Here is a 22618-nt window from a genome sequence, read left to right as displayed (position 1 = left end):
CATTCCCCCTGATTCTGTTTTGATCCAAGCTTTAATATTCGATTGCGACGGCACGCTAACGGACTCGATGCCCGCTCACTACGCTGGTTGGCGTGATGCACTATCGCAGCAAGGCATGACGTTGGCCGAAGAAACGTTTTTCGCGCACTGCGGCACTCCATCACGAATACTGATCCCGCGTCTAGCCGCGGAATCTGACATCCAAATCGACTACGCAAAAGCATTGGATGCCAAGGAGACCTTTTTTCTACAGTCCATTGATTTGCTGCAAGCCATCGATCCGATTGTCCAGATCGCCAGTGAAAACCGGGGCAAATTCCCCATGGCAGTCGCTAGCGGCGGCACGCGGCGATTGGTCCAGTTGCAACTACAACAAATCAACATCATCGACTGGTTCGATCACGTCGTAACCAGCGAAGACACTGAAAAGGGCAAACCTGATCCCGACATCTTCTTGGAAGCAGCCAAGCGACTCGGAGTCGCCCCCAACGCATGCCAAGTCTACGAAGACGGCGAACCAGGCATCGAAGCCGCCCGTCGAGCCGGCATGAGCTGCATCGACATTCGCAAACTCATCTGATGCCGGTTCACTGACTAAACTCGCTTCGAAGTCCCGCCAATTGCAGACAGCACGGCGAACCACGCCTACTCACTTTGCAACGTGACGTGGCATGGTGCCCGGGGGGCATGTTCCGCGGGCAGTTCCCGTCTATGCGACGGCCAGATTCAGTGTTTGGCTGAGAACTTCGACGGCTTCGTTTTTGATGCCAGCTAAATCGTCCTCGCAGACCTTGATTGTCTGCAGGACTTCTTCGTCGAGGTCGATTTCGGGAATCGGACGCGATCCGATGCCCCATTTTCGGGCCATGTCGTCAGCTACTGAGATGATCAATGCGTGGGGATGCCCAAATGGATTGTCTTCGGGTCGATGATGCCAACCGATTGCGGCGAGTAATTCGTCGGGGAGGCCCCATCGATTTGCCGCGGTAACGCCGATGGATTCGTGAGTTGTGCCGAACAAAAACTGTTCTTCTTCGATCAGCGCTCTGCCGAGATAATCCGACGTTAGTTCGTCGTACTCGCTCGCAACCACATCGTAGAAAAGTAGTTTTCCGACATCGTGAAAAATGCCTGCCAAAAACACGTCGTCACGCTGGACACCGGCCACGTACTTCGCCAAAGAGCTGGCGACCGCGGCGCATCCGACTGAATGATCCCAAAGCTCTTGGCGTTGTTTCTTAGCAACATCTCCCACCAGGAGCATGTCGGCAGCGACGGCGGACAGAGCAATGGATTTGATCTTGGAACGACCAAGCAGTGTGACCGCGTGAACAATGCTATGCACGTCACGCGCCGGACAAAATAGCGGGCTGTTCGCCAAACGCAAAATCTTGACGGATAGCGAGGGATCGCAAGCGATGATGCTTTCGATGTCTTTGCTAGTCGAATCGGTGTCGCGACAAGCCGAAAGTAGCCGTGTCACCGCTTCAGGAAACGGTCTCAACTCGGGAGCTTTTTTAAGATGCTCTTCGATGACTTTTTCCAAGCGTCGCTTGTCTTCTACACGATGCAGCATGATCGCTTTACCCCAGATAACCCCTACACCAAGCTCCGGGACTTCCCGTGCCCGATTCAATTCAGTGCCTAGGTCAAACATGCCTCACAAACTGGCCAGAGACAACCAAATTCCAAACGACATTCCTTTCGTTTTCGCGAACGAGAGCAGCCGTTCACTGAGCGACCAACTTGGGTTTGGCACCGACGACGGCTGCACAAAATCCACCGGAAAAAGCATGTCGTGAACCATGGCAACGAAGCGGACCAGACCTTCCCGAGAATGGCTGTTCACAAGCCCTTGTGTTGCCCCGCCCTTAAAATGTGCAGTCAATCGGCCGCAAACGCCGCCACGGCATTGCCGCTAGACCGAGGAATCATGGCCCATCAACAGCCCTGTACTGCCCAGGCTACAATCCGCCAGCGACTGATTCGGCTTGCGAGCAACCTGTACACTCCCTGCAATCGGTCCAACGTTTCATCCATACACGACTGATTATGAAATCACCGACGCTGATTCTTCTGTTGCTCGCCATCGTCGTTGGTTGTGACCAAACGATTCAGGAGCAGACATCCAAAGCACCTCGGCCGGTGACGACGATCGTGCTATCGAAAGGCGTTCCTGATTCGTCCAACGTTGTATCGGGGAGCGTCAAGGCATGGAAAACCGAGGACCTTGGTTTTGAAGTCGGGGGGCGATTGGAGTGGGTACTCGAACCAGGCGAGAACATCGACGGGCGTATCTATTCGCCCGATGGCAAGCTGCTGCAAAAGGGAACTCCTCTCGCGCGTATCGATGCGGCGCGCTACGAGATCGCAGTTGAATCCGCCTCGGCGAACTTGGACGTCGCGAAGCTAAGCAAAGAAAGCATCGAGATCCAGCTGAGTGATTCGCTGCCTGCAGAGCTTGAATCGGCAAGGGCTGATCTGAAACTCGCTGACATTGAATTTGACCGCATGGAAAAATTGAACCGTCAAAATGCGGCTTCGCGATCCGAATACGACAAGACCAAGAATGACGTGCAAAATCGGGAAGCCGCAATCAAGGCAATCCTGGCCAGTCAAAAACAAGCCAAGTCGCAATTGCGTTCTGCTGAAGCAGAGATCAAGCGAGCCCAACAAGCACTGAACGACGCCAAACGAGATCTCGAAAACACCACTCTCTACGGATCGTATCGCGGTCAAATTTCGCAAGTGATGGTCGTTCCCGGTAGCGTTGTTTCGGCCGGCTCCGCGGTCTTGACGTTGCAAATGACGACCCCCATCAAAGCCGAGATCGAATTGTCGGCGGAACAATCACGACGGCTTCGGCGACAACGTAACTTGCCGACTCAGTTCACTCTGCCCGACGGCCAACAGCGAAATGAAAATGCGTTTGTGTACAGCATTGATCCGAGTGCTGATCCGACGACACGCACGTTTACGATGACGCTGCTTTTTCTAAACGAGCAATTTCGCGATAGCTTGTCCGAGGCCGATGACGAAGCCAATATCGCACTGACGCAAGATATCTGGCCAATCAAATTGAACCGACTGATGGGAGCACCCGACGAATTGATGGTGGTCGAAGAGAAGTCGATTTTACGCGACGCCCAAGGAGCCTACATTTACGCCATTGCAAATGCAAAGCTCAAGGAAACCATGCCGCGGATTTTGAAAGTCAAAAAGGTTCGAATCACGGAAAATGATTTCCGCGTCCCCTTCTTAGGGAATTGGATATTTCGCGCCGTGACCTTTGATGACCCCTCGTCAATCGACGAGTTGACTCTCTACACCGGAGAATTGGAGACCGGTGACAAAGACCCCAGTGAGTGGGAAGGAGACGGTGTCATGGTTGATTCGGGTTCTCAGTGGATGTTGCGTCCGGGCGACTTGGTCAAAGTCGATCTCTCCGATGCAGATGTGGGTCAGGGTTTCTATGTGCCGATGGAAGCCATCTACCAAGAATCGGGCCGCACATTCGTCTTTGTCGCTCAAGATGACCTGGCCCGAAAACTGAACGTCACTCTAAAGTCGCCAGACAATCTCGACACCGCGTCGATGGTCGCCATCGACGCGCCCGAACTAGAAGAAGGAATGCGGTTGATCGTCGGCGGTGTCCACTATTTAACCGACGGCGAAAAGATCAACGTAGTCGCCACCGAATCGAGTAAGGAATAAGCCGCATGTCCTTACCAGCACTAGCCGTCAAGTATCGCCCCATCGTCATCTCGCTTGTTGTCTTGGCAATGGGCTGGGGTGTGATGACGTACTTCACCATGCCGCGCCGCGAAGATCCCGAGTTCACGATTCGCGTGTGCGTCATTTCCACGACCTGGACGGGAGCCTCTGCCGAAACCGTCGAAGAACTGATCACCGACAAGATCGAACAAAGTGTGACCAGTATCGAGGAAGTCGAACTGACCCGTTCGACCACCTTGACGGGCCAGTCGACCGTATTCGTCGAACTCGAAGACAATGTTGCGCCAGCCGACATCCAAAACGTGTGGGACAAAGTTCGCGCTCGCGTGGAATTGGTCAAGATGCCGGCAGACAATGTCCGTCCCATCGTAAATGATGAATTCGGTGATACCGCCGTTCTGTTGTTGGCCATTCATCAAATCCCGGTTCACGGGCGAGACGAAGTTCGGCCGCAAGATCAGTACTCGCCGCGTCAGTTGGAAGAGTTTGCCGAAGACGTCGAAGAGTCGATTCGATTGCTGCCAGGCGTTGCCAAGGTCGATCTGTACGGCGTTCGCCAGGAAGCGGTCTATATCGAAACGGATCTCGGAAATTGGTCGCAGCTGCAGCTAACAACTGCCCAACTGCAAGCGCTCGCAAGTCAACGCAACGTCATCCAGGCTGGCGGTGAACTCGAAACCGCGTCGGGCCATTATGCCGTTCAAGCCAACGACGAATTCAATGCGATCAAAGAAATCCAACAGATCGCCAGTACCGTAAAAGCCGACGACGGAAATAATACCGTCCCGCTTTCCGAATTGGGGCTGACTGTCAAACGCGACTTGGAAGATCCGCCTAGCTATATCTGTCGTGTCGGCGATTCGAATCGCTCGTCGCCCGCCGTCATGGTAGGCGTCACGATGAAGTCTGGATCAAACATTGTCGACGTCTGCGAAGCGGCCAAACAACGTGTCAGGCAGTTGACCGACGCTGAGCAACGATTGCCGCCGGACATTGCGGTGACCGCAGTATCGGATCAGTCCGAAAGTGTGGCAAAGAAGATCCGTGACGTGATCATCAACGTGATCGAAGCGATCTTGATCGTGGTGCTCGTTGTCTACTTGGTCGTCGGCTTTCGCACTTCATTCGTCATGGCGGCAAACATTCCGATTGTGGTCATCATCGCGATCGGACTGATCTCGGTATTCGGCGTTCAGCTCGAACAAATCTCACTTGCGGCTCTGATTATCTCGCTTGGCCTGCTGGTCGACAATGCGGTTCAAGTCTGTGATCAGGCACGCACTAACCAAATCGCAGGTATGAAGCCGTTCCCGGCTGCAATCGAAGGTGCCAACACGCTTGCCATCCCGATGTTAGTGGGAACTCTGACGACGATGGCCGCGTTCATCCCGATGCTGTTCAGTCTCGAAGGCGGCGGCAAGGAGTACGTGTATAGTTTGCCAGTGACGGTATCCACCACGCTTGCGCTGAGCTGGCTGTTGGCGATGTCGTTGTGCGTGATCCTGGCTGGAATGTTCATTCGCGTGCCTGATGCCAACGCGCCCAGTTCCCCGGTAGTCGCCAGCTGGCAACGCTTGTCGGCGCTGATCCCTCGTCGCAAGAAAAAGACGAAAGCAACTACGGTCGCCGACACCGATCGCGTCAAGCCAACCGTCCATGAAAACTTAGCCTTCCAAATCTACGGCTGGCTGGGGATGGCCGCCGTTAAACTCAAATGGCTGACCGCGTTTGCGGGACTCGCGATCATGGTCGGAATCATGTCGCTGCCGGTTGGGTCGGAGTTTTTTCCGGAAGCCGACGGCACCCAGTTCGCCATCAATGTTTACTTGCCCGAGATTGCGACGATCGCGCAGACAGATGAAGTCGCCAAAAAAGTCGAATCCATCGTGCGCCGCTTGAGTGTTGAAGGCGACGGCCAGGCACCACGATTGAGCGTCATGCGAACTTTGGTCGGTGGCGGCGGTTCTCGCTGGCATCTGGGCTGGAACCCCGAGCCACGAACACGATCCTTTGCCGAAATCCTGGTCCGCACGACAGACAGTTCTGTGACGGCCAGCTATGAACAACGCGTGCGAGAAGTTTGCGAGCGCGGCGACAAATCGCTCGGCATCGCACCGATCGTCGGAGCAAGGATCGTACCGGTACGACTGGCTCTTGGGCCCCCCGCCGATCCGCTCGTACTGCGGATCATGGGAAACGGTTTTGCCGATCCCAAAGTACTTCGGCGGACCGCCAATAAGATCAAAGCGATCGTCAACAACCAACCCGAAACCTGGAACGTTAGCGATTCATGGGGCGTCGATGGCTACCAAGTTCGTGTGGATGTTGACCAAGATCGCGCTATATTGGCAGGCGTTACCAATTCGCAAGTCGCTCAAACGCTCAGTTCGTACTACTCGGGCCTGCAGCTGACCACGTTTCGAGAAGGTGACCACGAAGTCCCCGTCTACTTTCGGCTCAAGGGCAGTGAACGCGAATCGATTCGCGGATTGCAGGAAGCCTTTGTGGAAGGCGACAGCGGCAAAATCCCATTGGCTTCGATCGCAAAACTGAAACCGGGATTCGAGATCGCCAAAATCGAACGACGAAACATGAACCGTTCCATCAACGTCAGTTCGCGAATGGAACCAGGCGTCATGGGCAATGATGTCGTTGCTCGCGTATTGGCATCCGGCGAAATGAAGACGATCCAAAACAATTTGCCAACGGGCTACTGGATCGAACCGGGCGGATCTTATGAAGAAAGTGCCGAAGCAGGCGGGCAAATGATGATGTCATTTGCCACCTCGTTCTTGCTGATCGTTTTGTGTTTGATATTTCAGTACAACAACTGGTCCAAGCCGCTCCTGATTCTTTCGACGCTTCCGCTGGCACTGGTCGGCGCGTGGTTGGGCTTGTTCCTTTTCGACAAGTCGCTTGGCTTCATGCCGCAACTGGGGATCCTGGCCCTGTTTGGCATCGTGCTCAACACCGCCATCATCTTCGTCGAATTCGCCGACCTGTTAATCGCAGAACGCATGAAAGCGAAGGCGTCGGAGACGACCGACGGAGAAACCAATGAACTGAGTGTTGCTGAATTTCGCGAATGTTTGATCGAAGCCGGCAAGCAACGCATGCTGCCGATCTTCTTGACAACAGCAACCACCGTCGGCGGACTGATCCCGCTGGCACTGAGCGGAGGTCCCCTATGGGAAGGTCTCGCGTACTGCATGATCGTCGGTCTGCTTCTTACGACAACGGTCACTATGTTCATCATCCCGGCGTTCTACGCCATCCTGGTCGAAACCTTCGGCGTCCATCCGGTGCCTGTTCACCGGAGCAGCGAAGTGACGTAGAGGGACCGCCGACACAAGGGCCGGCCCTACTTGGACCCGAGTCGTTCGAGCACATTGCGGGTGATTTGAATCACGGCGGGATCGTTGCCTGACAGCCCGTGTGCCCAATCGGTGGTTCCCGCTGAAACGACCGTGCCGCCGTTGGTGTACACGCCCAACACGGCTGCTCCGACACGATCCTTCGGAAATCGGTCGTACCACAAGCTGTCACCCGGTGCCCAACGGGCCACGCACGATCCCAAAATCGTAAACGTCTCGGGCGTACCATCGCGGTGCGTTGGGAATGGCAATCCATCCTCCCATCGCATTTCGCAGCCGTCGCACTCGTAGCCAACGATCGTGTATTTGCCGCCAAACCGATCCCCTCGCCGGAGTTGCGACCCGGTAAAGAGCCAGTGCTCAGGCCGATGCACAACAAAGGAACCAGGACCATCCATGAACTGTCCGTGGCTGCGATGATACCCACCCCACAAAAATCCGACGCCGGTGAGTTCGTTCTCTGGACGCTTGACCAAATGGTGGCTCCAAGCCGTGCTCAACAATCGATGATCGCCCTGACGATAGATCGGATCAACATTGTACGACTGCTTGTAACAAGTAAGCGCTCGCCCGTCGTCCTCACTGCGAACCTGCCAGCAACAGGTGTTGCCACTAAAAAAAGCGACATTGCCTCCATCGCGAATGTACTGTTCCAGATGATCGCGCATCGGCGCCGACCAATACTCGTCGTGCCCAACACTCAGGACAAGCTTGTAGTGCTTTAGTATTTCGGGATGAAACTCCAAATCATCGTTGACTGCAAAGTCGATTTCGTAATCACTCTGCTCTGCCCATTTCACAAACGGCAGTTCCCATTTTCCATATTGGGACGCAAGGGGACGATCAAACGACACACGATGCCCCTGAACTCCATCCCGGTCATGGTACGAATACAAACTATGCCCGCCCCAATTGGTGTAGGCGTTGTACGTATTGGTCGCCAACTGCAAAAGAATCTTTGTGTTGGCTCCCGGATTGCCGCTTCGGACGACGAAGAACAACGAGCCATTGGTCGTCTTGTCGCCGACCTTCATTTGCATCGTCGCTTCGTAATAGCCGGTCACCCAGTCATCGGGAATCGTCATCGAAAACGCGCTAGGCCAGTCGCAGCCGTGAGACGACGCGCGATCCGGAATCGAGTGGCTGCCACAAGCAACACCGGCTTTTTCAAATACACGAACGCGATCTTTTCCAACGCGATCAATGGCGAGATCGATCGATGTACCACTGGCCGAAAGGTGAAAAGCGACCTCTTCGCCGGGGACAAAACTAAGCTGATTTGCGTAGCCCATTACGAAAGGCGCGTCCGGCTGAACTTGGTCAGCCACAGAGGAACGCTCCAGCGATACCAAAGCAAACAACAGCAGCAACAACGACAAACGATTTCGCATCACTCGATTCCTCGTCCTCGGTCAACACAGCAAATGGATAGCAGTTCCGTCCTGTTATAATCTACCGCCGACGGGTTGCGTTAAACGATTCGTGTACGTCCAAGCGACGCCGAGTCATCCGTCCAGTAATGGAACCGTGCGTCCAGCTATTGATTCGACTCGGAGAACCATCACCATTCGTACGCGGTGGCAAACCGGACAAAGCGGTTGCCGGCGAAACGAGACGATTTTTCCTGCAAGAGATCCAACCATGAACATCAACAACAACGCCACTCGACGACGTTTTCTGGCCGCGACCGCAGCGACTGCCAGCACACTTTCGTTTCCGCATGCAGCCGGCGCAGCGACCACATCGCGAATTCGGATCGGGCAAATTGGAACCAAGCACCCGCACGCCAGCGGAAAGATCAAGGCAATCCGGCAACTGGATGATTTGTACGAAGTCGTCGGAGTCGTTGAACCGGATCTAGAACGTCAACGCGAAATGGCCCAAACCGATGCCTACCGTGATGTGAAGTGGATGACGACCGAGGAATTGCTAAACACCGAATCACTAGCAGCGGTTGCCGTTGAGACAGACGTACGTGACTTAGTCGCGTCGGCGATGATCTGTGTCAAAGCCGGAAAACATATTCACTTGGACAAACCCGCGGGACCGTCCATGTCAGCCTGTCGCGAACTGCACGCCGAAGCAGGCCGGCAAGGCGTGACGATCCAGATGGGTTACATGCTGCGGTACAACCCTGCGTTTGAGCGGCTGTTTCAAATGGTCCAAAACGGTTGGCTTGGCCGAATCACGGAAATCACTGCCATGATGGGCAAAAAAGGCAGCGATTCGATGCGTCGCCAATTGGAAGAATTCACCGGGGGAGGCATGTTCGAATTGTCGTGTCACATCATCGATGCGATGGTCACGGTGCTGGGCAAGCCCGACAAAGTCACGGCACACAATCGGCGAAGCTACCCGGACAAGGACAGCATGGCCGACAACCAACTGGCAGTGTTTGACTACCCAACCGCTATCGCGACGATTCGTTGCAATCACATCGATCCCTTCGGAGGACCGCGCCGGCACTTTGACACGATCGGCGAAAAAGGCGCGTACCAGATCAATCCGCTAGAGCCGCCCAAGGTTCGACTGGCTCTCGATCGACAACGAGGCCAATTCAAAAAAGGCTTCCAGAATGTCCCGCTGCGAAAAACAACGGGGCGCTACGATGACGAATTTATCGACCTAGCAAAAGTCATTCGGCAAGAAAAAGAACTGGCGTGGAACTCAGAACACGACCTGGCTGTTCACGAAGCCGTGCTGCTGGGCAGCGGCATGCCGCTGGATTGAAATGTCGCCCCACTACTGGCGAAGTGAGATCGTGTGTCGACGAAATCCTAGTCGTCGACCTTGGAAATGTTTTCCAGAATGGTTTGTTCGCGTTGCTGTAGCTTGCCCCCCAAGCCATCAAGCATCTTGTCGTAGAACCAAAACGCGGTCGGAATTTCGATCAGCGTTAGCAACAGGTACCAAGGAATGCCGTACTGCATGTCCCACATCTGCGCAAGCTGCTCCGTTGCCAGAGCAATCGCGGCTGGAGCGATCGCAAGAGGGAATACAAGAACAGTGATCAACTGCATCACCACCACACTCAGCTTGATCGATACGGGCTTCATCGTGCCCACAGCCATGCCCATGGGCGCGACGATCGACGTGTAATTGCAGACCGTGGAATAGATCAAAAACGCGATGGGTATCTGCAAGAGAGTCGCAAAAATGTGAACACCTCGCATTCCGGCAATCACGCCGACCGCAAGAACTAGCAACGCGCTCAGTGTTCCCGCGACCGGCAACAGCCCAAGATTCTTGCCCAGCAGAATGTCACGTCGCCGCGCAGGCATCAGCACGTAAAACCGAAATCCATGGCGATCAAGTCCAAAGACATTGACCATCATTTGAACCATGCTGACAAGTGACATCCCCAAGGCCCCAACACCAAGCCAGGGCACCGCGATCTGCGGGATTTTGCGTGCCGTTCCTGAGAAAAAGAGCGAGCCAAAAACCAAAGCAAAGATCAGCGGCGTCATCAAAGCCAGCTTCGCCTCGGGAGCACGCAGCATCGATCGAAACGACGCCAACGCAATCACCGACTGAGTGCCGCTCAATCCTGGAACGTTCTTTTCCAAAAGCGAACTCCTTACCGATTGGCTGGTCGCGATTCGCGTTCCTTGACGGCGTGACTTGTTGTGATGCCCAGTGTACGCCCGAATCGTGCTGCGATACGAATTCGCCAAACTGCCCATTCCGATCGCTGACATTCCCAATGCAAACAACCAGGACAGTAGTACAGCGCCCTGGGCCGCGGCGCTAGCGCCATAGGGCAACCAACCGATTGGCAGCACCGCATTGATAAACTTTGCCTTGGCGTTGATCGCGTCAACGCTGGCCTTGCTGAATTCCTTTTCCGCTGCCAAATAGGATTCTTTGGCTGATTCGACGGCTTCGGTGTACTTCGCGGGAGTCAGTTCGCCTGACTCCTGGAGTTCCTGCAGCTCGTCCAGATGATCTTGATGCGCGACCGCCCGCTGCCGAGGTGCTTCTCCCCATGAATTCCAGCCACCCATGTTTAACATCATCGGGATTTGAAAAATCAATACAAACACAATCGTCGTCAGGGCAATCACGGTACCACGCATGCGTTTGTTCTCCATCATTCGGGCCAGCCAACCTTTTAGTTGATAACTGACCGCGGTGACCATGAAGACAAACGACGCCAGCAGTGCAAACACAACCAACGAACGGGTGCCAAACCGCATCACCGAAGCGAAGCAGAGCCCCAGCATGGTCGGAAGAAAAAACAAAACCGTCAGACTGGCCAGCGAACTGGTGTAGTTCAGAAAGAACGCACCTCGCAGTGAGATCGGCAGATGCAAAAGGTTCTTCAGCGAGAGCATCTCGGACCGTTGCAAATCCGTCATCAGCCCGATCGCCCAGCCGAACAAGAACGTCACCACCAACACGTCCCAAACGTAGATCACATAGAACGGTTCAATCTTTGCCAGAAAAAAATCTCCCCAGCCAATCGTAAAGACAAACGAGGACAACGAAGTGATCGCGGCCAGGACCAGCAAGATCAAGGTGACAATCCAATTGGCATTGCCCGACCTTCGGAACTGGTTTCGCATCAACTGCCAACGCATGCGAATGATCGCCGTCAAATGGCCGGGATTCACGATGGGTTCTCCCGCGACTGACTCTCAGACAACTGACTGTTAGGGTCTGGACAATCTTGCCCGGAATCAGCGGGCTCTTCGATCGCTGGCCCGTTACCGCCCGGTGCAAGACCACTACGACCGCGGCCATCCTCTAGCCAAGCAAGATTGATTTCCTCCTCTTGAGGTCGTCCAACCTTTTCCAGGAACCGCTGCTCCAGCGAACTGCCCTGGCGGAGTTCGTCCAGCGAAGCTTGTTCGACCAATTGGCCGCCGGCAATGATGCCCACATGAGTACAAATGCGTTCGACGATTTCCAAAACATGCGACGTCACAAACACCGTTGATCCGCGGCGTACGTAGATCGCTAGGATGTCGCGAATCACGCGCGACGTCACCGCATCGACTCCCTCGAATGGCTCATCCAGAAAAAGCAGATCCGGGTTTGGCAAAAGTGCCGCAGCCAATGCCAGCTTCTTTTTCATCCCGTGCGAATACTCAACGGTGAGTTTCTTTTCGACTTCCTCCAACTTCAACAACGACAAAAGCTCTTCGCTACGTTCGCGAATCGTACTCGGATCCATCGAGTACATTCGCCCGGTAAACGTCAGATATTCTCGCGCAGTCAAATTGTCGAACAAAGCCAGGTTTTCGGGCACCACTCCGGTTTGCTGTTTGATGCTGATCGCATCGGCACGATTCCAAGGATTTTTACCCAGAATCGAAACCTCACCCGACGATGGCACCAGGATCCCAGTCAGCATTTTGATCGTCGTCGACTTGCCCGCCCCGTTGGGACCAAGGAATCCGTAAAGGCTTCCCCTTTGCACCACCAGATCGACCGACTTCACGGCGTGAACATCATCGAAGTAGCGACTGAGTTTTTTCGTTTCGATCGCGTAAGTCATGGGGCAACCGTCAAGGGAAGTTGTCTGCGTAAGGCGACTCGCCGCCAACGTCGTAGATAGCCGTGCGGATAGCTGGCCGTCACGCAACCAAACCAACCAGCAGGCAAACCGTCAGCGAAAGACGTCGCTCAAGCTAACAGTTCAGACAGGGCCCAAGACGTCGCCAATCAAGGCGCACAAAGCCGCGAATCAATCCCAACGCGGCCGACCGCCAGCAAAACAGCCGACGCGGAAGCAAAAAGTAGGGCTGGCAGGACTTGAATCTTTGAACGAAAACCCCGCGTTTTCCGTGGTCAACGATGCAGAGGGCCGTCCGGTGGTTCCAGCTGTGGTTCCAATTCGCCCCATTTCGGCCGAACTGGCGGCCAAGTTGATGGCCGATGAAGGGGCGTAACGACCAACGTAATACTGCGGGTGCGTCCGAGTGTGATTATATAATGGTAATGACCACCCCAATCGCGTTCGATGCTGATTGTCGCTCTACCTGTCGTCCGATTCGTTGAGCAAGTTTTTTTGTAACGCTTCGATTACCTTATTTTAGGGACGCAACTCCTAAGACAAGTCCTACGGTCCACGCCAAGCATATGACGACCGGAACGTAGCGAGTAATAATCCGGTTTGGCCGTAGCCACACGTAAGGTCCCAAAACTTCTTGTGAAATCGAATTCAACGGATCAGCCGAGTGATTTTTTAAGGAGCTCTCAGTAAGAGCGGCGATCACCCTGTCAGTTTGGTGTAGGGCGAATGTCACGAACACATTGAGCAACACCATTACAATTGCTAGCAGGAACTTGGCGAAAGTCGGTTGGTCCAAACCGAGTGCGACGGTCGAAAATCCATTGAGCACGAACAGGAATTGGACTCGCGTATACAGGAGGTGGTTCTCGTATTTGATCCGCTCTTGGTATTGCTCAGCGGTGATCTCAGGTTGCGTGGAGCCTTTGTTGTCCATTATTTCTTCCTTGCTATTTGTTAGCTAACTTAGTTCCCATTGGTCGCGTCGCCGAGATAAGGTGTCTCCAGTTTACACTGCGATAGCCCAAGACTGGTGTAGCGGCCCGGCCCTGCAGTTATCCGTCATTACTCCTACTGTGGTTCCAATCCGGCCCATTTCGGCTGAATTGGCGGCCAAATTGTTGGTCGATGAACGCGGTTTGAATGCTCACTTGGGCCTGCCCGTGTTTGGGTCCCATTGCATGGGCGGCCACCCGTTGCGGTTCTAAGCCGCCCAATGGCTAACAGATACACTCCGGCGTTTTGCGAAGCGTTGGGGGTTGGGGGCGGTGCGCGTAGGTACTACTTTCCGTGCGACTGAGGGCCACGGCAAAGGGAACAATCGGTGGGCACGACTTCGTAGCGTACGCACGGCCGGGGGTGGTCATTTTCTGGGTGGCTAATCGTCCACGACCTACCGTTGCCCGTTTGTGTCGGTCCAACCAGCAAAATGATTTTCGTTTGGGTCCTCCTGAGGGCGGGTAGGGATGGCTGCGGGGTTGCTTTCCGATGGCCTCCCGCCGACACCGGCCGAAAAAATCGGGGCCACCACCACCACAAAGTCTTGCGCCCCGGTGTCAGTAGGTACTTGGTGTCGCCGCCATTCGCAGGTTATTCCCGCCCCTCTGCGATGTTCTTGCACGCATACGACTTGCTCTAACACCACCCCACCCCCTCCGTTCCAACGCGGCCACCATTCCGATGCGGGTCCCTTCTGGCGTTTTGAACATCGGGGGTAGCGTTACTGCGGGGTGTCTCTATCTACGAGATTTGAAAAGCTACTTCGCTTCGCTCAAAGCTGGCGGGTTCTGCCAAAGGGCCATTGGGTCCTTTCCTGCGATTCAAGTTGCCCACCGCGATTCCCGAGCCCGGCCGCCTGAGAGAGAGTCCGTCCGGTTGGAGCAAGACGGGAGGGTGGTCCGAATTCTGGCCGCGGTGCCGCGTCTGGACCGTTACGGGTAACACGTCCAAACCATGTCAAAACTCTCGATTTTTTCGCTGGCCTACAACCGGGTTGGTTGCCCGGTGTACGAAAATCAAAAACAATGGAACTACGCGGGTTTGGTCGCCCGCTGTTTCCGTCGTCGCCTGACCCGCGACGACTTCCGAGGGTAAGCCGTTCGCTACGGCCGCACGATTCCACCGGCCGCTGACACCCTATCAGTTCCGGCCGGTCGAATCGGCCCGACTAGGGATGAGCATGTTTACTGATGAAAATTGGCAAGAGCTCCGCAAACGACGGATACGGGAACGTTTACATGAGCTGGTGCCGTGTGAGTACATGAGAGAAAAGGGTTTGGAGCCGCTGCGGAGGCACGTACTGGAAGCCTATCTCTTACTTCAATCGATCGCTGTATCCGATAACGCTGTTCGCCGTTCGGAAATGCTTACTTCTTTTGACGAAATTTTTCGTCTCGCTGAGGAAGGTACGGGCGTTGAAGAAACAGCCATCGAATCGTCAATGTTGCTATGCCAATTTCTTTTCGATGACGCTGAATGTGAGGCAGAGAGTTGGCCTTTTGACACACCGCTCCGAGAAGTCGTCGAACGTGTTTCAGAATTGGCCAATGTGAAAAGTGAGTATGCGGTTTTTGTTGAACACGTAAACAACGAAATGGCGGACAACATAAGCCCAATAGGGTTGCTGGAATTCTCGCATGGTTACTGGCGAGTGGGGACTGCAGTCTTTTGCCTTTACCACTTAGTTTTCACGTTTGTAGAAATTCAGGACCGCATTGCTCATGTGCTGTCCAACCAGGATGCGGTCACGGAGAAATTCAAACGTGGACTAGCCGTTGTAGACTGGGCGCTCAACTACGACGTTAATGCAGTACACCAGCCTTCGCCAACGGATCTAGAAAGCAACTATGGCGGTGTCGAGCGGGAATCCGATCACTTCGTTTACGAAAAGGTATTAGAAGGTTTGAAAAACGAGGAAATTTGTGCGGAATATGAAGCAGTAAGGTTAAAGCGAGATTGGCCACTATGTGGTACTCCAACAACGATCAACGCCAAATGTGTACGGTTCTGTTTACGCACAGGTGCTCCGTTCCCTGCCAAGCGAAAAGGCGGGCGTCCACCGAAAAACAAGGTGTTAGGGAAACGTTGAAGTAGTGTTTAGACGTCCCAAAATGTGAACGATTCGACATTCCCCTTTTTGGAGTTTGTCGAATGTTGTTTTGCTTCTTTCGGTTCTTACCGAATATCCAACGGCTGTTGCCCGTTGCCGTAATTTCAGCGAGGACGGCCCCGGCTGCCACCCTTGAATGTACGGAGGTGGGCCGTGGATAGTCTTACTCCGCTTGAAATGGAAACGTTGGCCGATCTGGTGGCCGAACGTGTGGCGGATCGGATGGCCAATCGCCGCCGTCTGCTGACTCGCCAAGAGTTGACCGAAGTGATCAACGTTGCGGTCCCAACGTTGGATAAGCGGTTGCGGGACGATCCCGCGTTCCCGCGAATCCGCTTTGGCCGCAAAGTTCTGTTTGATCCCCATGCGGTGATTGCACACTTGGCCAAGCAGTCGGCCGCGACGGAACAGTGCGACTATTGCGAAACGGAACCCGTCGTCCATCGTTTTAAGACTGAACGCGGAATCGTCAAAACTTGCGATGAGTGTTGGCGTTTCGCGGGTCAATCGTCGGATACGCCGGACAGGCGGTGATGCTATGCGACTTCTGCAAACGCAAAGAGGCCGTCCACCACCGGATGCGGACGTCCTACGGATTCGCAAGCGTATGCGATCCGTGTTGGCGTCACACGGTTGGCGTCGATTTGCACAAAGGTGACACGGCAGATTGTTGCTGTGTTTTGAATGACAATCCAAATGCAAACGGCCGGGGATGCTGCAAACATCCGCCGGCCGAAAGTGAAAGTTCTAATGAGTGATTCTAACGAAGGCCCGAAACGAAGGGCACGTAAAAACGTCAACAAGGCCCCCAAGCCGTCCGAGGCGAGCGACGGGGAGTTGTTTGACGAACAACGCGACGATGGCCAGGGCGATCCACCTACGCCGCCGGCAAGCGATCCCAAGCCGCCGTCCGATCCGTTTGACCCGGCCGCGTTGCGGATCAATCCGGACACGGCCGCCGGTGCCATCGGTGTGAAACGCAAGTTGTTGTCGGTGCGGTGTGAAAAACCGAACAAGCAAGAATTCGTCCGCGTTCATCCGGACGAAGCGTTCCGGATCGACACGGCCATCATTCAGGACAAGACCAACCGGGAATCCTATTTGGTGGCCCCCGCGTTGTGGACTGAATTGCCGGACTTCATTTCGCTGGTGCGTTTGTGCGTGGCTGTGAATCGACACGGTACGCCGTTCTTGTGGCCAGCTACGTTGCCCGATCCAAACGGACGTCCGATGGATTGGCATACGTCGATGTTGGAGGCCCAAGAATTGGCGATCAAACATTGGGTCCGAGTCCAAGCGGACATGTCCGCCGGATCGTACGCCGTGTTTGAAGCCACCGGAAACCTACCGGACCCGCAATGGCCGGAACTGACGTTCCAAGACATTTTGAAACTGGCGTTCAAAACCCGATTCATTGATTCAATGAATCACCCGTTCCTACAAGAACTTTTTGGAGCGGCGTAAACGTGGATTGGCTAAACCGGTTTGAATCGGTTTGGTTGATCGACTTTGAATTCTCCCAACCGCCAGGCAATCGACCACACGTTGGTTGCATGGTGGCCAGGGAGTTCCATTCCAAACGTATCATCCGAATCGGCTTTGAGGAAATAAACGCGATGGATTGTCCGCCGTTTGATGTTGGTGAGTGTTCTTTGTTCGTGGCCTACTTTTCATCGGCCGAATGGAATTGTTTTCGTGCGTTGGGTTGGCCGTTGCCGTTGCGTGTGTTGGATCTTTGGTGTGAGTTTCGCAATCTGCTAAACGGTTCACGTCCGCCAGCTGGTTGGGGGTTGCTTGGCTGTTTGGCGTTTCATGGTTTGGATTCGATGGCCGCCAGTGAAAAACAGGAAATGCGGGAACTGGCCATCCGTGGTGGCCCGTTTACAAGCGACGAAATGGAATCGTTGTTGGACTACTGCCAAACGGACGTCGATGCGTTGGACAAGTTGTTGCCGATGATGTTGCCCAAGATCGACTTTCCACGGGCCGTTCATCGTGGTCGCTATATGATGGCCGTGTCGGCAATGGAACATGCTGGCGTTCCCATCGACGTGGACACGTTGGCGATGTTCCGGCGGCAATGGGAACCGATCAAGATCAAGTTGATTGAATCGGTGGACGAAGCGTTCGGAGTGTTTGAAGGTTTGACGTTCAAACAAAATCGATTTGGTGACTATCTGATTCGCCAAGGTATCCCGTGGCCGGAAACGGACTCCGGCCGGTTGGCTTTGGACGATGACACGTTTCGGCAACAAGCAAAAAGCTATCCGCAAATATCGCCACTGCGTGAACTTCGCCATGCGTTGTCGGAAATGAAGTTGGAAGCGTTGGAAGTGGGCGACGATGGCCGGAACCGGACGATGTTGCGACCACTGGCAAGCCGATCCGGCCGGAACCAACCGTCCAACAACAAGTTCATTTTCGGCCCGTCCGTTTGGCTACGTGGTTTGATCAAGCCGACGCGTGGACGGTCCCTTGCCTACGTGGACTGGTCACAACAAGAACTTGGCATTGCGGCCGCGTTGTCCGGTGATCCGGCGTTGACGCAAGCCTACGCGTCCGGTGATCCGTATTTGGAATTCGCCAGGATGGCCGGTGCAGTGCCAACGTCCGCGACCAAGCAAAGCCACCCGGTCGAACGTGGAGCGTTTAAGGTTTGCATGTTGGCCGTCCAGTACGGAATGAGCGAACACGGGTTGGCGGCCAAGTTGAATCAGCCTGTGGCGTTTGCCCGAAACCTACTTCGCCAGCACAAAGAGACGTTCCCGGTGTTCTGGCGTTGGTCACAACAACAAGTCGATACGGCGATGTTGGTTGGCGAATTGCAAACGGTGTTTGGTTGGACGATCCACACGTTGGGCGGCGACAATCCACGGTCGCTAGCTAACTTCCCAATGCAAGCCAACGGGGCCGAAATGCTACGGCTGGCGTGTTCGATGGCCTCCGAGGCCGGCATTACAGTTTGTTGCCCGGTTCACGATGCAATTTTGATCGAAGCAGACACGGACAAGATCAACGCGGCCGTGGCCGAAACGCAAACCATCATGCGGGACGCGTCCAAGATCGTGTTGGACGGGTTTGCGTTGGAGTCCGATGCCAAGATTGTGTCTTGGCCGGATCGGTACTTTGACGAAGGACGCGGACGGGAAATGTGGGACAAGGTGTTCCAGTTGGCCACGGAGGCGGACGGATGAAACGGAACGGAATGTCCAAAGAGTGGAACGGGTTGTCCAAGAAACGGAACGGAATGTCCCACCCGCACCCTCTTATTAATAGATTCTTATTTACTGATTCTCTTTATATAGATAGGTAGGGAACATGGACTTGGAAACTTTCCGAGGCACCGGAACGGACGTGGCCGCGTTTCATGCTGTCCAAACGGAGCGGCCCCCTAAGACGCCACCCAAGAGGCCGTCCGTGGTGGAACTGCCCAAGCACGGGAAAGGTGAACGGTTCATCCGTGGCCCCATTCCGTTGGCGTGGATGAAATTGGCGTCCAAGTGTGGGAACCGATCTGAGGCCGTGGCGTTGCTGTTGTGGTATGCCGCCGGGTTCCAACGTTCTAACCCGGTGAAGTTGTCCAAGACGATCTTGGCCGAACTGAACGTCCATCCCAAGACGGCCAAGCGTGTGTTGGAACGGATGGCGGATTTGGGTTTGGTGGACGTGGAGTTCCATCGTGGTCGGTCGCCTGTGGTGACGATCACAACGCCAGCCAGACAAGCAAGCAATTAGTTTCGCTAAGATCTTGGCTGATTCGGATGTGCCACGGAGGTGTTACACTGAGATTCGCCACGGCTAGGCTTAGCGGCTGAATACCGGTCACCCGAACCGGCCGCCGTGGCACTTTCATTCATTCGGGATCAACTACGGGAGTTGAATAGCGATGGCGAGTATCAATTACGAGTCCAAGAAAAACGGCTGGCGGTTACAGTTTCGCGACTTGAAAAAACGAAAGCGTAGTATCTGGTTGGGTGACGTCCGAGAGTCCGAGGCCCAAGACACCAAAGAGCATGTTGAACACTTGCTAGAACGTGTCGGCAAAGGTCGGCCGCCGGAAAAGCCAACCGCTGATTGGTTGGATGGTGCTGGCAAACAGTATCGCAACAAGTTGGCCAAGTCCGGTTTGGTGGAATCGACAACACAACGCGTTGCCCGCGACCTTACGTTGTCCGCTTGGATGGACGAATACTTCGCAGAACGCACCGATGCGAAAACATCGACGCACGGAACCTACAAGCGGGCCAAGTCCAAGTTGTTGACCCATTTCGGCAAACAGAAACGTTTGCGGAATATAACCGTGGCCGACGCCAAAAAGTGGCGGGTGTGGGTGAAAACCAAGAGCAACGAACGGGATAAAAACACCAAAGCGTGTAGCGAGGAAACTACCAGGCGAATGACCGGAATCGCCAAACTGTTGTTCAACGAAGCGATGGAACGGGGTTTGGTGGAGTCCAACCCGTTCAAAGGGCTGGCGTCCACTGCAATGGGAAACGAGAAACGAAAACACTTCGTCAAGGCCGAAGTGATCCAAGCGTGCATGGAACATTGCCCGTGCGACGATTGGAAACTGATTCTGGCGTTGTGTCGGTTTGGTGGACTTCGTTGCCCGTCTGAGTTGGTGGCGTTGCGTTGGTCGGACGTGGACTTGCCCGGCGGTCGAATGACAATCAACGCAACCAAGACGGAACACCACGCGGCCGGCGGCGTCCGTGTCTGTCCGATCTTTCCAGAACTGCGTCAGTATCTTGAAAGTGCGTGGGACAACGCTCCCGATGACGGCACGGCCGTGTGGGTGATCAACCGATACCGGCGGCCGGATCAAAACCTACATGAGACGTTCAAAAAGATTTTGACCCGTGCGGGAATCCAACCGTGGCCTCGTTTGTTCCAGAACTTGCGGGCTAGTCGCGAAACGGAATTGATGGCCCGCTATCCGGTCAAGGACGTGGCCAGCTGGCTTGGAAACAGTGTTCCCACTGCGATGAAGCACTACGCGATGGCCACGGACGAAGCGTTCCAAGCGGCGTCCGATCCGGCGGGACAAACGGTGTCACCATCGACCACCGACGACACGGCTGCCAGTGGTTCCAGCTGTGGTTCCATATCGCGTATATCTGGTGCTATTCGTGGAACCACAGCTGGAACCACCGAGGCCGTTTCGTCCGACGAATCACGACATTACATCGTAAAAGACGGCCTTGGCGGTTACTATCTAATAGGGCTGGCAGGACTTGAACCCGCGACCTAGGAATTATGAGTTCCCAGCTCTAACCAACTGAGCTACAGCCCCGAATCCAAATTGTAACAAGCGATTGAACGCTGATCGAGCCGGCGAATCTCGTGGAAATCGGAATCAGTCTGCAAGTCACAGAAGTCTGGAAACGGACGATTGATACCGTCGCTGAACGGTAGCTCAAACAGTATCAACGCTCTGCGAACTCGTTCAGTGTGCCCACCGCCCAAACGAAAAAGTGTCGCGTGTTCAAAGAGCCGTTTTAGCCTGAGCAACTAGCTGGAGCATGATCCGAACAAACCCCTCAAGGGATACTCGTTTGCCTCCGGCGCGAAGCTCATCAGTCTGTCTGGTGATGGGCGGCCAAGTTCAAGCCGTGAAACGGCGTTGTGTCAGCGGCGGGTTGCAGGCCATGATCTCACCTGAATCCGAAACCTTCAAATAGTAAGACGCCCCGATGTGGACTTCCGTTGAGAAAGCGGAGTCCCCCGTCGGTTTCAGCTTCTCCCAAACGTTGACCCGATAGTTCCCGTTGTGGTGCCGACACACCTCCACGTGATGCAGACTGGGTGGCCTGCCAGCTTTCTCCAGAATCTGCGATTTGATCTTTTCTGTGTGGTCGGATTCCGCCACGGGTGCACTTTTCTGTGCGGCTGCTTGATCGACTTTTGCCATGATTTCCTAGGCCTCGTAAAAACGATGAGATACCGAACTGTATCGTAACGAAGTCCAGTTCGATACGAGTGCGGAATAGAGAACGCAGCAGCAACTAATGGGCCCCTCGGATTGAATAAGATCACTTGAAAGAATTCAGCACGTAGGTTTCCACGATTCAAAGCGTGGTACAGGTCAAAGCGTGGTACAGGCCGCCAGCATCACCGGCACGGGGAACGCGCGGCATCAGAGCCCCCATTTCTAGAAGCAGAGCACTCAAAACGCAACCAAACGACCGCCCCCTGCCAATAAACGAGGCCTGCCCCCTCTGATTCGCTAGGGAATTCATGACAAGGGAAAAGCTACAACCGGGACAAAAGGTTTTGGTTAACGGTACATCGGGCGGGGTCGGTTCGTTCGCGGTACAGATCGCCAAAGCACTGGGAGCCGAGGTCACTGGCGTGTGCAGCACGCAAAAGACGGAGATGGTTCGTTCGATTGGAGCCGATCACGTCAACGATTACACCCAAGAAGACTGCACCGAGATGGGCCAGCAATACGACTTGATCTTTGACGCGGCGGACGAACTGGAAACTCACATCGAAGAATTGAAACCGCTGATAGCCTAGGATCGGTGCGTGCTGAGCGAACCGAGTCGTTCACTGCTGCGCTGATGTCGCCCCTACAGCGACGCATACCAAATTCAAAGTGCTAACACCGCACAAGACAATCTTCAACGCATGCGAAGATACCGTCAACCAAACGTCGTGCCGTGCAGTATTGCCCCCGCCCCCTTTTTATCTCTCTAGTTTCGCGTCCAGGCTATCGATCGATGGCAGCCAATTTTGAGTCAAATGATTTTCGTGGTCGGCGCGAAAGAGACGAATCTGGTCCACGGGAAACGCCCCGCTCAACTTCATCGATTCTTCACCAACTCCGTTGTCTGTCTCGACTGAATACGAAAACGCTTTGTGTATGCTTCCCGGCAAATTGGT

General features: G+C 54.5%; 18 protein-coding genes and 1 tRNA gene. 12 read left to right on the top strand and 7 right to left on the bottom strand.

From position 1 onward, the window contains the following. Nucleotides 1–19 precede the first annotated feature (19 nt). The gene (locus K239x_RS00615; RefSeq protein ID WP_145415781.1) at nucleotides 20–580 is read left to right on the top strand and encodes an HAD family hydrolase; all 561 of its coding nucleotides are present in this window, start codon (nucleotides 20–22) and stop codon (nucleotides 578–580) included. Between the two features lie 129 nt (nucleotides 581–709). On the opposite strand, the gene K239x_RS00610 is transcribed toward K239x_RS00615, so the two are convergent. Further along, nucleotides 710–1576: an HDOD domain-containing protein gene (locus K239x_RS00610; protein ID WP_419189504.1), complete on the bottom strand. Its 867-nt coding sequence runs from the start codon at nucleotides 1574–1576 to the stop codon at nucleotides 710–712. 476 nt (nucleotides 1577–2052) lie between these two features. On the opposite strand from K239x_RS00610, the gene K239x_RS00605 reads away from it, so the two are divergent. Next, nucleotides 2053–3714, top strand: a complete 1662-nt coding sequence (locus tag K239x_RS00605; RefSeq protein ID WP_145415779.1) for an efflux RND transporter periplasmic adaptor subunit — start codon at nucleotides 2053–2055, stop codon at nucleotides 3712–3714. 5 nt (nucleotides 3715–3719) lie between these two features. Further along, a complete protein-coding gene (locus K239x_RS00600) occupies nucleotides 3720–7070 on the top strand; it encodes an efflux RND transporter permease subunit (RefSeq protein WP_145415778.1) in 3351 nt (1116 codons plus the stop codon). Nucleotides 7071–7096: 26 nt separating this feature from the next. Here K239x_RS00600 and K239x_RS00595 read toward each other — a convergent pair whose 3' ends face one another. After that, nucleotides 7097–8500 carry a N,N-dimethylformamidase beta subunit family domain-containing protein gene (locus tag K239x_RS00595; protein ID WP_419189503.1) on the bottom strand — a complete coding sequence of 468 codons (1404 nt, stop codon included), beginning with the start codon at nucleotides 8498–8500 and terminating at the stop codon, nucleotides 7097–7099. A 250-nt stretch (nucleotides 8501–8750) separates the two neighbouring features. Between K239x_RS00595 and K239x_RS00590 the strand changes: the two genes are divergently transcribed. After that, complete coding sequence (locus K239x_RS00590) at nucleotides 8751–9839, top strand: Gfo/Idh/MocA family protein (protein ID WP_145415776.1); 1089 nt, start codon at nucleotides 8751–8753, stop codon at nucleotides 9837–9839. A 47-nt stretch (nucleotides 9840–9886) separates the two neighbouring features. Here K239x_RS00590 and K239x_RS00585 read toward each other — a convergent pair whose 3' ends face one another. Both K239x_RS00585 and K239x_RS00580 read right to left on the bottom strand, forming a co-directional pair. Further along, complete coding sequence (locus K239x_RS00585; protein WP_145415775.1) at nucleotides 9887–11722, bottom strand: hypothetical protein; 1836 nt, start codon at nucleotides 11720–11722, stop codon at nucleotides 9887–9889. Beyond that, nucleotides 11719–12609, bottom strand: a complete 891-nt coding sequence (locus tag K239x_RS00580; protein WP_419189502.1) for an ABC transporter ATP-binding protein — start codon at nucleotides 12607–12609, stop codon at nucleotides 11719–11721. Before K239x_RS00580 ends, K239x_RS00585 begins: the two co-directional genes overlap by 4 nt. A 265-nt stretch (nucleotides 12610–12874) precedes the next feature. On the opposite strand from K239x_RS00580, the gene K239x_RS28145 reads away from it, so the two are divergent. Next, nucleotides 12875–13003 carry a hypothetical protein gene (locus tag K239x_RS28145; protein ID WP_419189501.1) on the top strand — a complete coding sequence of 43 codons (129 nt, stop codon included), beginning with the start codon at nucleotides 12875–12877 and terminating at the stop codon, nucleotides 13001–13003. 138 nt (nucleotides 13004–13141) lie between these two features. Here the strand turns inward: K239x_RS28145 and K239x_RS00575 are convergent, their stop codons facing one another. Beyond that, on the bottom strand, nucleotides 13142–13561 hold the full coding sequence (locus tag K239x_RS00575) for a hypothetical protein (RefSeq protein ID WP_145415774.1): 420 nt from the start codon (nucleotides 13559–13561) through the stop codon (nucleotides 13142–13144). 1242 nt (nucleotides 13562–14803) lie between these two features. Here K239x_RS00575 and K239x_RS00570 point away from each other — a divergent pair. The 6 genes from K239x_RS00570 (at nucleotide 14804) to K239x_RS00545 (ending at nucleotide 20984) form a co-directional block, all read left to right on the top strand. Then, on the top strand, nucleotides 14804–15712 hold the full coding sequence (locus K239x_RS00570) for a hypothetical protein (RefSeq protein WP_145415773.1): 909 nt from the start codon (nucleotides 14804–14806) through the stop codon (nucleotides 15710–15712). A gap of 174 nt (nucleotides 15713–15886) precedes the next feature. Beyond that, a complete protein-coding gene (locus tag K239x_RS00565) occupies nucleotides 15887–16267 on the top strand; it encodes a hypothetical protein (RefSeq protein ID WP_145415772.1) in 381 nt (126 codons plus the stop codon). A 216-nt stretch (nucleotides 16268–16483) separates the two neighbouring features. Continuing rightward, a complete protein-coding gene (locus K239x_RS00560) occupies nucleotides 16484–17197 on the top strand; it encodes a hypothetical protein (RefSeq protein WP_419189500.1) in 714 nt (237 codons plus the stop codon). Nucleotides 17198–17349: 152 nt separating this feature from the next. Continuing rightward, nucleotides 17350–18927 carry a DNA polymerase gene (locus K239x_RS00555; protein ID WP_419189499.1) on the top strand — a complete coding sequence of 526 codons (1578 nt, stop codon included), beginning with the start codon at nucleotides 17350–17352 and terminating at the stop codon, nucleotides 18925–18927. 124 nt (nucleotides 18928–19051) lie between these two features. Beyond that, nucleotides 19052–19468 (top strand): helix-turn-helix domain-containing protein, encoded by a 417-nt coding sequence (locus tag K239x_RS00550; protein ID WP_145415770.1) that lies wholly within the window; start codon nucleotides 19052–19054, stop codon nucleotides 19466–19468. A 151-nt stretch (nucleotides 19469–19619) separates the two neighbouring features. Then, nucleotides 19620–20984: a tyrosine-type recombinase/integrase gene (locus K239x_RS00545; protein ID WP_145415769.1), complete on the top strand. Its 1365-nt coding sequence runs from the start codon at nucleotides 19620–19622 to the stop codon at nucleotides 20982–20984. Here K239x_RS00545 and K239x_RS00540 read toward each other — a convergent pair. Further along, a tRNA-Ile gene (locus K239x_RS00540) sits at nucleotides 20953–21026 on the bottom strand. The genes K239x_RS00545 and K239x_RS00540 overlap by 32 nt on opposite strands. A 312-nt stretch (nucleotides 21027–21338) precedes the next feature. Then, a complete protein-coding gene (locus K239x_RS00535; protein ID WP_145415768.1) occupies nucleotides 21339–21644 on the bottom strand; it encodes a hypothetical protein in 306 nt (101 codons plus the stop codon). Between the two features lie 326 nt (nucleotides 21645–21970). On the opposite strand from K239x_RS00535, the gene K239x_RS00530 reads away from it, so the two are divergent. Next, nucleotides 21971–22252: a zinc-binding dehydrogenase gene (locus K239x_RS00530; protein WP_145415767.1), complete on the top strand. Its 282-nt coding sequence runs from the start codon at nucleotides 21971–21973 to the stop codon at nucleotides 22250–22252. The last annotated feature ends 366 nt before the right edge of the window (nucleotides 22253–22618 follow it).

Source organism: Stieleria marina, assembly GCA_007741555.1.
GTDB lineage: Bacteria > Planctomycetota > Planctomycetia > Pirellulales > Pirellulaceae > K23-9.
The sequence above is the reverse complement of the archived record's forward strand: the minus strand, read 5'-3'. Positions and strand labels throughout refer to the sequence as shown.